At 32.7% G+C, this 14,324-nt stretch carries 9 protein-coding genes; all 9 read right to left on the minus strand.

The window, feature by feature from the left end; genetic code table 11:
- Positions 1-49: 49 nt before the first annotated feature.
- Positions 50-730 carry a TIGR00266 family protein gene (locus tag B5D16_RS02720; protein ID WP_078765432.1) on the minus strand — a complete coding sequence of 227 codons (681 nt, stop codon included), beginning with the start codon at positions 728-730 and terminating at the stop codon, positions 50-52.
- 28 nt (positions 731-758) lie between these two features.
- Entirely contained in the window at positions 759-2,018 is a 1,260-nt protein-coding gene (locus B5D16_RS02725) for a fibronectin type III domain-containing protein (protein WP_078765433.1), read from the minus strand.
- A gap of 182 nt (positions 2,019-2,200) precedes the next feature.
- Entirely contained in the window at positions 2,201-3,391 is a 1,191-nt protein-coding gene (locus B5D16_RS02730) for a fibronectin type III domain-containing protein (protein WP_078765434.1), read from the minus strand.
- 264 nt (positions 3,392-3,655) lie between these two features.
- Positions 3,656-4,738 carry a hypothetical protein gene (locus tag B5D16_RS02735; RefSeq protein WP_078765435.1) on the minus strand — a complete coding sequence of 361 codons (1,083 nt, stop codon included), beginning with the start codon at positions 4,736-4,738 and terminating at the stop codon, positions 3,656-3,658.
- A gap of 432 nt (positions 4,739-5,170) precedes the next feature.
- The gene (locus tag B5D16_RS02740; protein WP_078765436.1) at positions 5,171-7,162 is read right to left on the minus strand and encodes an LTA synthase family protein; all 1,992 of its coding nucleotides are present in this window, start codon (positions 7,160-7,162) and stop codon (positions 5,171-5,173) included.
- A gap of 16 nt (positions 7,163-7,178) precedes the next feature.
- Complete coding sequence (locus B5D16_RS02745; RefSeq protein ID WP_159444262.1) at positions 7,179-8,750, minus strand: glycosyltransferase family 2 protein; 1,572 nt, start codon at positions 8,748-8,750, stop codon at positions 7,179-7,181.
- A gap of 16 nt (positions 8,751-8,766) precedes the next feature.
- Positions 8,767-10,998 carry a glycoside hydrolase family 9 protein gene (locus B5D16_RS02750; RefSeq protein ID WP_078765438.1) on the minus strand — a complete coding sequence of 744 codons (2,232 nt, stop codon included), beginning with the start codon at positions 10,996-10,998 and terminating at the stop codon, positions 8,767-8,769.
- Between the two features lie 125 nt (positions 10,999-11,123).
- Complete coding sequence (tyrS, locus tag B5D16_RS02755; RefSeq protein ID WP_078765439.1) at positions 11,124-12,347, minus strand: tyrosine--tRNA ligase; 1,224 nt, start codon at positions 12,345-12,347, stop codon at positions 11,124-11,126.
- An 840-nt stretch (positions 12,348-13,187) separates the two neighbouring features.
- A complete protein-coding gene (locus B5D16_RS02760) occupies positions 13,188-14,204 on the minus strand; it encodes an NYN domain-containing protein (RefSeq protein ID WP_078765440.1) in 1,017 nt (338 codons plus the stop codon).
- Between the last annotated feature and the right edge of the window lie 120 nt (positions 14,205-14,324).

A 14,324-nucleotide genomic window follows, 5' to 3' on the forward strand; every position in this document is an offset into this window, starting at 1 on the left:
TTTGGAACCTAAATTATAGGTTGTCAGATACCGCTTCAAACACTCCAGTTCATCTACCTGAAACAGGCATAAATGGAATCATTGTTTTAGCAACCTGACTAATTGGCATAGTCTGTAATGTTACTTTACCTGGACCAGTTACAACTGTATTAAAGAAACCTTCACCACCAAGAAGCTTATTCTTAATACCCTTTACAGTAACCACATCCATTGAACATGTATTGTCCATCATTGCAAGATAGCCTGTATCAACAACGATCTGCTGACCAGCTTCTAAGTATTTTTCTTCAACGCATCCATCAATTTCAATAAAAGCTAAACCGCTACCTGAAAGTCTCTGCATAATAAAACCTTCACCGCCAAAGAAACCAGTGCCTATCTTTTTCTGCCAAAATACTGAAAGTTCAACTCCTGGTGTTGCAGCAAGGAATGCTGATTTCTGACAAATAATATCCTGACCAGGCTGAATTTCAATAGCCATAATCTGACCTGGGAAAGTTGAAGCAAATGCGATAAGTCCCTGACCACCCATTGCTGTATAAATATTACTAAAAATCTTTTCGCCTGAGAAAGCCTTTCCAACCATCTTGCCTAATCCGCCACCACTTGTTTCCATCTGCATGTTTGGACTCATCCAACTCATAGCTCCGCCTTCACAGATAAGTGATTCTCCAGCCTCTAAAATACATTCCACTACTGGAAGTGGAGTTCCTTTAATGTTATATTGCATACCAACCTCCTAAAACAATATGTAAATTTTAATAATATTTTCTATAGAAATGGAATCCATCTCTATTATATTTTAATGACTTATATGTTTTCTTGCCTACTTTGGCATTCGCTACAACATAATAATAGTAATTTTGATCATAAGCAAATCCACTACCATTAAAGCTTGATAATGTTACGCTTGTACCCTTAGTAGTTGCAACTGCTTTATATCCACTGTATCTGCTCTTTGACATGTAAACAGTATAATTCTTTGCGCCCTTAACTTTTTTCCAAGCAAGTTTTACCTTCTTTGTAGTTGAAGAACTTGCATCAGTTATTTTGCAGTTATGTCTAGTCTGATCCATACAAAATACATTTGCCTTTGACCACTTTCCATAAGCCTTCTTACCGCTTGAAAGAACAACATATCCTCTTGCTCTAACTTTATAAAACATTTTTTTGTTTAAACTACTTAATGAAATCTGTGATGTAGCTGTATATTTATTCTTCTTGCCCTTACCGTTATACTTACAATACTGAACCTGATATCCATCACAATTGTTTATAGCACTAAATTTAACATTTACACCACCAACAACATTTTCGCTAACAATCTTAGGTTTCTTAGCTTTGCCTGGAAGTGGCTTAAGTGAAACTCTATAAGCCTGTTTCCCTTCACTACACTTAGCAACATAACCTGTGCTTGATTTTCTATAGTAATAAACTCCTGCATATGTAGGACTATTAGTACTAATATCTAAAGATGTTCCTGTTACATCAGCATATACAGTCGCATCTGCAGTTGTATCATTCTTAGAGACTTTAACTTCATATCCTGTTGCACCATTAACAGCTTGCCATGATATACTAACTTTACCCTTTTTGGCAGCTGTCTGTTTAACAGTTGCACCAGTAAATGATGCATCATCTGGTTTTGTAACAATTTCGATATAATCAGACCATTTACCTAAATGTAAGTTATTATCTGAATCAACTGCTGCCTCTGTAACTTTAACATAATAACTTGATCCTGGTGTTAAATTTGTTATACTAGCTTCTGACGATTTTACAAATCCACTAGATTTTTCAACAATTGTACTTTCATCCCATCTGTCCTTATCCGTTGAAACAAATACAGCATAATTTGAAATACCAGCTATCGTAGTATCATCCCAATCAATAGCTACTGCATTAGTAGTATCACCAATCTGTTTTAATCCTGTAGGTGTTGCTGATACTGCACAACCAAATAATACTGATGCAGCAATAGTTGTAAGCACCATACTTACTTTTTTAATTTTTTTCATATTCATCCTCCAATCTAATTTGTAGTAGCTTTATACATTCCCATTTATACAAAAATAAATCATATATACTCGGCCCCACAAAGTATTAATAATCATTTACACTCCACCATAAATTATACCTTATTTATCATACTATTTGCAACAAAAAAGAGGCTACTTTTACATAGCCTCTTAAAATATTTTTAATAATAATATCTGTATAATGTTCCACCCTTTGAAAGATCTTTAGGTGTTTTAAATTTTTTCTTTCCAGCTTTTCCAACTGCAATAACTCTGAAATAATAACTTGTATTTGTAGATAACTTTCTACCTTTAAACTTAGTTACAACTATAGCTCTTTTCTTAGTAGTTTTAATCTTCTTAAAACCAGCTGCGTTATCTTTTGCCATATATACTACATACTTCTTAGCACCTGACATTTTATTCCAAGAAACACTTATTCTATTACTCTTTCTAGTTGATGCTGATTTTAATTTTACATCTTCATAATTTAAATCTTTGCAAACATACTTTTCTGGTGACCATTCGCCATAGAACTTCTGTCCTGCAATTTTTACATAAGCTCTTGCTTTTACTCTATAAAGAATTCTCTTTGGCTTTGAAATAGATGCATATGTATAATTATACCAATTAGTTCTATCTACTATTGTTTTACCTTTACCCTTATAAGTACAATACTGCATTTCATATCCATCAGCACCCTGGATAGAATCCCACTTTATATTAATTCCAGAACTGTTTGTACCATCATATTTAACTTTTGATATTTTACCAGGTACTGGTTTTACACCACTTAATGATAAATAGTTACTATTTTTAGCAACATAGTTAGAAGATGACTTTCTCATAGCATATACTTTAACTTCTGTTGAAGTGTTAATATTTATAGTCGCACTTGTAGTTGGTGTAGTAGCTAAAACAACGTTATTAGAAATAACTTCATAACTTGTTGCACCACTAGCCTCATCCCAACCTAATGTAGCTGATCCAACTGCACAGCCAGTTTCTGATAATTTAGAACCGCTAGCGAATTTTGGAGCTGTAACAATTTCTATAGACTCACGCCAATCTGCATCATTTTCGGTTTTGTATCTAACCCAAAAAGACTTTCCTGATTGTAAATCATTAAACGTTTTCTTTCCACCATATATTCTTTCTGCCGTATTTTTCCCATTACTACCAGACTGTCTAGTAATACTAGAAAAATTGCTATCATCAGCCAACTGCCAAACAATCCTATTAGCTGATCCAAATTCAACTGTAGCTTGACTTGTTGACGAACCAGTCTGTTCCATACCATAAGCCATGCAACCAAACATAACTGTTGCAACTGTAGTTGTTGCAAGAAGTCCAAACTTCTTAAATAACTTCATGTTCATTCCTCCAATTTCTATTTTCATATTCCGTAGTATAAAAAACCCTATCAAATTTTATACTACCCTTTTGCAAAGCTATATCTTAACTATAACTTAACACCTACGAATATTACTATATCATAAAATAAATAAAAAAACATTAACTTATTTATTTTTCACTTTAATTTTTTTATTTTTTTCAAATAAAGTATTCATTTCCATAATAATATTAAAAGGCATGTGGATAAACCACATGCCTTTTATATGTTAATAAATTATATTTTATTTATAACATTCTGATGGTGTTGAAACACCCTTCTGTACTTTGTATACATATGTAACGTCCTTCTTAATAACCTTACCAGCTACCTTCTTGTTAGGAACAACATATACAAAATACTGTCTCTTCTTTAATTTCTTTTTCTTGAACTTCTTAATTGTATAAGATTTCTTCTTAGCCTTTAAAGTTTTAACTTTCTTGTATCCCTTGCTCTGCTTTGTTGAAACATATACATCATAGCTTGTAACACCTGAAATCTTGTTCCAGCTAATTGTAAGTTTACCCTTAGCTAACTTAGCATACTTAACTGTAGGCTGTGTAAATAAGTACTGAACATCTGACCATTCTGTTACTTCATCACCCATATTCATCTGATAATTTGAATTAGCTCTACGAGTAGCACGAACCTTTACAGTATAAATCTTGTTGTTTTTAATTGCGTGACTATAACCAATGTAGTTAGAAGTCTTTGTTTCAATATCTCTACCCTTTACATCCATGAATTTTACTTCATAAGTTACATCACTACTAGCAATAGTTGGAACCTGATCCCATGAAACGTCAACGCTTAATGCATATTTCCACCATTTTTTCTGTGCAACATTATTAATTTTTGAAATCTTTGTTAATGCATAACAACTAAGATAGTTGTTTTCATACATTCTTGTTGTTCCATATTTACTTGTAGAACGTACATTATAAGCAACATAAATAATATACTGTGACTGAGCTCTTAATCCTGGAATTGTATATGTAAATTCGTTAGGATTAGGTAATACGATCTGTCCGTTAATAGCATTATTCTTAGCTGTTGTTTCACACTGTGACTGAGTTGCATAATCAGCGCCAATAGGAATTTCAGCATAACCGATTCTAACATTTTCATAAGTGTAAGTTGTTGTACTTGTTGAAGTCCAAGAACTCTTAACGCCTTCCCAGTTCATTGTTACAGAATTGTCTGAGTTTCCAATCTGCTTTAAGTTTCCAGCAAATGCATTAACACTAAAAATGTACATGAATGCAAATGCCATTACAATTGATGCAAGTAACTTAACACTAGTTACTCTCTTCTTAATGATTTCCATTATCTTCCTCCTTATTTATAAAAACAATTGACGCCCTCAACGTCCTTATATATTATATATAATCTATATAATAATTTCAATTAGTGAAAATACTAGAAAATTACTTAATCGTTTATCCTCTTTTGTTATTTTTAACGATTTAAAAAAAGTTTACAAAATTTGTCACACTCAACATTTATACCTATAATTAAATGACAAAGTGTTTTTTATGCACTTTTGACATAACAAGAAACACCTCGAAATCACTACATCTTTTCATACTTTATTTTTTCATATTCTATCACTTTTTATATTTATAGGGACTTGCACTGCAAGTCCCTATAAATATAAAAAGTGGTCATATAGAAACTATATGACCATCAATTTAAAAAAGAGAGAAAAAGAGATTGACATCATTAGGATTACCTAATGATTCAGTCGAAAAATAGTTTACTATTCCTTCGACATTTCCATTTTATACCAATTATATTTTAGTGTCAAGTCATTTTTCTTTATCGATTTCGTAATGGAACCGTTCGTATTTTCTATGGAATTTCCATTCGAGTTTGGATTATCGCCAACTTTCTCGCCTGCAGAGCCATCAAAATACACACTACCATCGTACCAAGAATAATCGTCAAAGAAAACATATCCACTATAATTATCATCCATTATGTCATTTCCAATATACTTGTTTTCATCATATTTGATTCCAAACATATTTAGAATTGTAGGCATAATATCAAGCTGCGAGTTTACCTTTTGTGAAACAGTCATAAGTTTTTCATTATCAACTCCAGTCCTTAAAAGGCAATCCCTAATATCATTACTCCAAATAAAGAATGGTGTATTATTAATTCTATTATCAGAAGTAGTTTTATACTTATCAAGAACAGACTTATCATTTATTGTATATAGGTAGTGATCCGCATACGCTACTATCACTGTGTCCTCATATAAGTTATGTTCCTTTAAACCATCAATCAACTGTCCAACCATTCTGTCAGTTTCTGTTGCCATCATTCTAGCAACCTCTTCCTCATCCATATCCGGAATATTATCTCCATAAACTTTCTTAGCTAAATATTCACCAACACCCTTATTTGTAACAAATGGTGTATGAGGTGTATAACTTATAAGATATTTTACGAATCTTCCATTAAGCTTAATTCCATCTTTTCTTTCTGGTTTAGGTGGATTAAAGAATAATTCTCTAAAAGTCTCATTATCAAACAACTCGGTATCCATCTCGTATACATAGTCATCCTCATCATATTCTACTTCATCTTTTAGTCCAAAATAATCATCATATCCCCAAGCCTTATAATTCAAACCTCTGTTATAATACTCTTTTGAATTCATATGATATGCATAAACTTCATATCCTTCATCTTTAAATAACATAGGAAGCGTATCCTTAAATGTATTTGAACTAAAAGTATATGCATTCTGGTTATATGAAATAGGAGTAATAAGTCCTGTATTAATAGCAAATTCAGAATTAAAAGTTGAACCACCACCATTATAATATGAATAATGCTCATTAAATGTAAGACTATTTTCCATAAGTCCATAAAGATTTGGCATATCTTCCTTAGTCAAAAGCCATGTGTCAATTCCTTCTAACTGTAAAAAGATAATATTTTTATTCTTAAACATTCCTGTATAAGGATTATTCTGATGAATCTTTTCATCCTTATAACAATCCTTTAAAAAATTAATTTCATCAGGGTCTTTTTTTGTCTTACCCTTAAAGAAAGTTTTTACAAAATCTCTTTCAGTATACTTAAAAAATCCGCATATCTTTATATTTTTATTTGCATCATTAAATTCTTTGTAGACATTTGCTGGCTTTCTAAAACTATCCCATTTAAGATTAGCATTACCCTTTCCTAAAACATTTGGAATAAAAATCTGCCCTACAGCAAATACTATCGCAACAAGTATAATGCCCTTAACATTATACTTTTCACTTCGTTTAAACTTAGCTATGGCAATAACACCTGTTACTATGATAAGCACTGCCATAATCCAAATGGATTTATCAGTAGACTTAATAGTATCACCTATATATGCACTTCCTTCGCTTGCCATAAACATCAACGAAAACTTAAAGAAATATCCTGTAAGAGTGTAATAAATCATATTAGTTAAAAACATAAATAAAGATATTCCATAAAATAATATATAAACTGCTTTACCAATCCATCCTTTTAAATATTTAGAAATACACACCATAAATGTAACAAATACAACACTAAAGAGAATACTTGCCTGCAATACACCCTTTCTGTCATAATCAATCTTAAGTGCTTTTATTCTAATAAAAACATCCATCAAAAAGAAAGGTAAAATAAGTAAAAAATACTCAATTATATTTTCCTTAACAAAAACAAATGCCCTGTTTTTCAAAAAATCAATTAATTTATCCTTGAACTTTTTCATTATCTACGCACCTTAGCTAATCTGATATATCCTCAATTTTAATATTACTTGTATGTGGAATAACCTTCCACTCTACTTTCATAAATAAAGCCATATACATGGAATAACGATACATAATGTCGAATGTAGTCCATGTAAAACAATATAATATTTTCTTTATAAGTGGAATCTTTTTTATTCGTTTTCTTTCAACAATGAAAAGATATGCACCAGCAAGTGCTGTTTCCAAATCAAGTGAAATTCGCATGATAATTCTCCAAAGAATTGTCAATACGAATGCAACCCACATTGCTTTAAATCCTGGCCCAATTGAAACTTTTACTCCAAATATATTATCTCTAATAAACTTAGCGAGCCAATTTCCACCACTAAATACAAATATATTATCAAGACCATTTGCTCCTCTATAGAAGGAATATAAAATTAACGATATGAAAATCCATAAGAACGCCTTTATAATAACCTGAGGGAACAACTGAGCTAGTGTATCAAATGCTGCCCATCTTACTCTTATTTCCTCAATTATAACTGAATACCAAGGAATCTTTTTATAACTAACACCTGCAATGTCAGATTGAAGGCAAGTCTTTGGTATATTATCTTCCTCGTTATCATTAACACCTATTAGTTTAGGTTCAATTTTTCTTCTTTGTCTTTCTTCCTTCCAAAGCTTAATCTGCATAGGAATATTTCCTACAATAATCTTATAAACAAGAAGCGGTCCCGTCTGAACAAATGCCTGAAGATGACCTTTTGACCATCTAATACGCTGTCTAATTGAAATCCTAATACTTGTAGGCTGTTCATCATAAAACATCGCTTCATCATTATAGGATATCTGATATCCTTTAGCTACTGCATCTGCAGTAAATGCTCTATCTTCAGTAAGAGATACATATGGCCAACCATTTTCAACTAACTCATTAGCGAAAAGGAATCCTGTACCCTGAATGTTCGTTGCAAGTCTAAGTACAGATCTTGCTCTATGTCTAAATCTAATTGAATGTAACCAGTGAAGTGCATATGAAGATGCAACCCAGTTTTCATCGAAATTCTTTGTATTTCTATACGAAGTTACAACCTTAACACCACTATCAAAAGTATCATTCATTCGACTAATATAATCCTTCTTTAAAAGATTATCAGCATCAAAAATAAAATATCCTTCGAAGCTCTTTATTCCATAATCTCTTTCAATTTCATTAAAAAGATATCTAAGTCCATAACCCTTTGTTCTTTCATCAGGGTTATTATGTTCATAAACTATAGCGCCTTTTTCCCTAGCAATCTTAGCTGTGTTATCCGTACAGTTATCAGCAACAACAAAAATAGTTAAATACTCCTTAGGATAATCCTGCTTACTTATACTATCAATTAAATTTCCAATAACTATCTCTTCATTTCTTGCTGGAATCAAAATTGCGTACTTATGATAATTATTTGTATGTTTAAATTTACGCGTAAAAAACAGGCCTATTAAAATATAAGCCTGTTTATGTATATAAAATATTGCAAGCGCAGCAATAATCATTTTACTTAATGATTTCGCTGGCAAATAAAAATCTGCTAAAAAATTTACTATATTCATCGTTATCATCTTTCCATTATTTCATTGAAGATGCAAGCAGATAAATAAGTGGTGAGTTCCAATATACAGTAATCTCGTTTGTAGAGAAACTCTGGTCACTATCTGCATAGCATCTAGCTTCCTGTTCTGTATACAAAACTGCTTTTGCATATGGATCTTCCTTGGCATCGTTAGGTCCACCTACAAGCATACCTGGTATTGTTTTACCTGCGACCTGTGAAGGTCTGTGATGTGGGTGCTTTGGTGAAAGTTCACCGTAACCTGTAACGAAACAATATGACATAACATTTGCTCCAAGTAAATAATCAAGTTGTTCTTTTGCAAGAACATCATATTCCTTATCACCAGTAATACGTGCAGCCATTCTAAAAAGCATACCTGCATTCGCTACGCTCATATTACTACCCCAAGGATATTTACCATCAAGAGTAATGTTATACATGTCCTTAGAAGCTTTATCCTTAAGTAAATCGATTTGTGTAAAGAATTTCTCCTTAGCCACATCGCTTCCCTTAATGTCAGCTTCAATAAGATCATACATTGCATATCCACCAATGTCTGCCCATCCAAGATTAACTGAAACTCTATCTGTTAAATACTTACTAAGATCAATCTTCATATCAGCAGCGATATTAAGTTCAACTGCTGCCCAGTATACTTCATCCTCAGCAATACCGTCTCTGTATTCACCAGTAACAATATCTTTTGGATTATAGAATCCTGAATATTTATCCTTATCTTTCAAATAATCCCAGGCTTTTTTAGCCGCTTCCAAACACTTAGTAGCATAGGCTTCATCATACTCTTTGTAAATAACAGAAGCCTTAGCCATTACTGCAGCAAATGCCCCTGTTGCAGCATCGGAAATTGGCGCTAAGATTAAAGGATCCTTCTCTTCTGTTGGCATGACTGTTTCAGGAAAGTTAGCACATGTAACCTTATGATAAACACCACCTGTTTTTTCATCCTGCATCTTAAAGAAGAAATCAAGTTCATATTTTGCTTCATCTAAAATGTCAGGAATTCCATTCTTACTTTCAGGGATTCCAAGTTCATCACTATCAGCATTGCAATCCTCATATGTAAGGAATAAATCAGCTACAGTTTTTGCACCTGCAACAACATATCTACCATAATCACCTGCATCATGCCATCCGCCAGTAACATCCTTAGTCTCATCACTTTCATATACTGTTGCCTTATCCATATGACATGCTTTATGAGAAAACTCTGGAACAGATTCAACATTAACATCCATACCACATCTCTGTGAATAAAGCATTAGAACTGTATCTTTGTATAAGTTATCATAAATTCCATCTGTTATTTCAAATGGATAAGATTCACCGCTTTCTGATTTTACAATATAACTACCTGGTGTAGTTAATTGTGAGAAATCTCCTAACTGAATCCATTCATCAGTTGCAGGATCAAAAACAGCTTCAGGTAACTTATCTTCAAAAATAGATTTATTAGTTTCCCTATCGATAACTTCAAACTTTGTATCTGTCTTTGACTGAACAAATACAGTCTTTTTGTCATTAGGTAAATAACCTACTTCATTAATAGCAACCTTATTATATATTGGAAGTCCTTCCATAACCTGTGCATTACTTGCATCTTTGACTACTAATTTTACATTATCAATGTATATTTTATGTGCGCCAGGGTCTTCCTTCATATCCTCCATAAGACCCATGTTAAACACAAGTCTAGGAGCTGGGTCAGAATCTTCCTCCATAGTAAATTCTGTTTCAAAATGAGTAACATCCTTACCTACTTTTATCTTCTCACCCTTATACGCATGGTAATCTCCACCATTCATCTGAAGACGATACTCAACCTGTCTATCTATATCTGAACTAATATCAAAACTATATGTATAAACAGCTCCCTTACATAAGAAAAATCCATCCCAATATGCTTGGTTTGCATAATCCTTACTACCACAACTTGTAATATCTACAACTAGTTTACCGTCTTCTCCAAAAAGTTTAGCTTTACCACCATTTATGTATGTAGTAAACCCATCTGTTTTATCATCATCAAAGTTTACATCAACGGCCACATCACCTTCTTTTAAATCAACACCTTGATTTCTGGCAATCTCAACTTCTTCATCTTTCTGGACAACTGTCTTCTTAGTTTCCTTATCAGCCTTATCCTTTTTTGATGAACTATCGCACCCTGTCAATGTAAGACTTAATGACGCAATAAGAGCATACGCACAATACTTTTTAATTTTCATAAAACCTCCAATGATGATTACTATTAATCATCAACCATTATCTTCTCTATTATATCTTCTCTATTATGTATTTTATAACTTTATACCTAATCATACATAATACCTTTTTTTATTTGATTCCAGATTTATTTAATAATAGCTCTATGGAATACTTTCTTACCTTTCTTAATCTTGATGCCTTCTTTAAGTTTAGTAGCATCAAAACAAAGGCCAATATCTGAAACCTTTTCACCGTCAACAGATACACCGCCCTGCTGAATAAGTCTTCTAGCTTCACTCTTACTTGAAACAAGATTACATCTTACCATAAGGTCCATGATGTTAAAGCCTTCAGCTGGAACTTCACCTTCTTCAAGTTCAGTTGTAGGCATATTTGAATCATCACCACCACCTGCGAATAAAGCATGGCTTGCTTCAAGGGCTTTCTTAGCTTCTTCTTCACCATGAACTAATGTTGTAAGTTCAAGCGCAAGTATTTCTTTCTTTTCATTTATTCTAGATGCATCCCAGTTATCCATTTCCTTGATTTCTTCAAGTGGAATAAATGTAAGCATTCTGATACACTTCATAACATCTGCATCATCAACATTTCTCCAGTACTGGAAGAATTCAAATGGACTTGTCTTGTTAGGATCAAGCCAAACGGCACCATTTGCTGTTTTACCCATCTTCTTACCTTCTGAGTTCATAAGAAGTGTGATTGTCATAGCGTATGCATCTTCGCCTGTCTTCTTTCTAATAAGATCAGTACCAAAGAGCATGTTACTCCACTGGTCATCGCCGCCGAACTGCATGTTACATCCGTAATTCTGATGAAGATAATAAAAATCGTATGACTGCATAATCATGTAGTTAAATTCTAAGAAAGATAAACCTTTCTCCATACGCTGCTTGTAGCACTCTGCCCTAAGCATATTGTTAACTGAGAAGCATGCTCCAACATCTCTTAAAAGTTCAATGTAATTAAGTTTTAAAAGCCAATCTGCATTATTAACCATAATAGCCTTGTCTTCACCAAACTCAATGAATCTTTCCATCTGGCTCTTGAAACAATCACAGTTGTGCTGAATAATCTCAGGTGTTAACATCTGACGCATATCAGATCTACCTGATGGATCACCAATATAACCTGTACCACCACCAATAAGTACAACTGGCTTGTTACCTGCCTGCTGAAGTCTTCTCATAAGACATAATGCCATAAAGTGTCCTACATGAAGTGAATCAGCTGTTGGGTCAAAACCAATATAAAATCTTGCTCCTCCATTATTAATTAAATCTTTAATCTGGTCTTCATCTGTAACCTGAGCTATAAGACCACGCTCAACTAATTCGTCATAAATTTTCATCGATTTTCTTCCTCCATCTTATCATCTGTATTACCCATAAAATTTACCATATTAGTGGTATAAAGTCAAATATTTGAAGAAGTTATGACATTTGGAATTATGCTTGGGATATTGGTTTATGATTTCCTATTATTTCTGCTATAAATAACACCATTTCCAGCTTTTCTTAGTGTTCTTTTCTGTTTGTCTTAGTGTGTCTTCCTTTTTTCTTCTTCAGTTGGCTACTTTTGAGCTGAAACTCCCTGATAAGTAACCTTTTCACCAACTTGCTTTCTTGTTTCAATTCCTCGAAGTCTTACTTCTAGTCAAAAAACGCCCAAAAGTAAGACTATTACTAACCGGCCAGTTGAGCTTTATCCCTTAAATTCTTACTTCTATTTAAAAATACTCCAAAAGTAAGAATCTTCCTAACTAGTTTTCTTGATATTTCAACCTAACATTCTTACTTTTAACTAATAATATCCTAAAAGTAAGAATTCAACCCAATACACCCCATACCTCACAATACAACAATTCTCACTTCTAGCTAAAATTTCCCTAAAAGTAAGAAATAAACCAAACAAACACCACATCCCACACCATACCAATTCTTACTTCCACCAAAAAACAAACAAAAAGTAAGAACACATCAATGTAACATCTCTTTATACATCAACATGTTCTTACTTTCATAAACTATTCTTACAATTATTTACTTAAATATTTATTATCACAATTTCTTTCTAGAAAGGAATGTTTCCTCACTTCCTACTAGCACAACAACTAGTCCAACTACTATTATCTTATTGAATCTATATTAAATCTATATTAAATCTATATTGAATCAACATAGACCACTCACTACTTCTTCAACTTAGCAAGTTTTCTCTGTTTGTCATCATGAGTAATCTTAATACCCGGGATTGACTGAACGTACTTAGTAAGCTGTGAATAGCCATAATCCTTAGGTGAAAAATTTGAAAACTTCTGATGAATAAGATGTCCAATTTCTGTAACACCTAACTTATTATCATGCTTCTTTAATACATCAATAATATATTCATCGACTTCTTCTCTAGCATTCCTGCTTTCCTTAAGCTCAACATTAACAATATTGTTATTCTTAATTACAGTAACACTATCTATTTCTTCAAGGAACTTCGATAACAAACTATATCCATAATTTCGAACGTCAAAGTCAGGATACTTATTCTGAAGTCTGCTTCCAATTTCGGCAAGGCCTGTAAGCTTACCCTTATTTTCATTCTCCATAATCATAGTAATAATTGTATTTTCAACTTCCTTCTTACTAACAATATGAGATTTTTCTTCCTTATATTTCTTCTTTGACTTACCACTCTTATCTTCGTGCTCACTCTCAGAGCTTACTAATTCTTCATGTTCATTTTCAAGAACTTCATCATTATCTACTTCAGCACCATCATCTTCAATAAGGTTTTCAAGAGAAGTAAATACATTACATGCATTTCTAAATGATCTAGGTGTTTTATTTTCACCCATACCTACAACAAACATACCTGATTCACGAAGTCTGCTTGCAAGTCTTGTGAAGTCGCCATCACTTGAAACTATACAAAAGCCATCAACATTGCCAGTATATAAAATATCCATAGCATCAATGATAAGTGTTGAATCAGATGCATTCTTTCCTACTGTATTATAAAACTGCTGAATTGGTGTGATTGAATTTTCAAGTAACACCCTTTTCCATCTGGCAGTATTTCTACTTGTCCAGTCACCATAAATTCTTCTATATGTAATAACCCCATACTTTGTCAACTCATCAAACATAACTGAAACATATTTTGATGAAATATTCTCACCATCAATCAAAACGGCAAACCTTAAATTCTCCATATTTAACTCCTGTCAATTTTTACTACCTAAAAATTATATCACAGTTAAATACTATTTTCTAGTTTCTGCCTTTTCTTCAATATAAAATAAGACCACGCACTCTGTACGTAGTCTTATCTT

Origin of the sequence: Eubacterium uniforme, assembly GCF_900167115.1 — a bacterium.
Classification (GTDB): Bacteria; Bacillota; Clostridia; order Lachnospirales; family Lachnospiraceae; genus Eubacterium_S; species Eubacterium_S uniforme.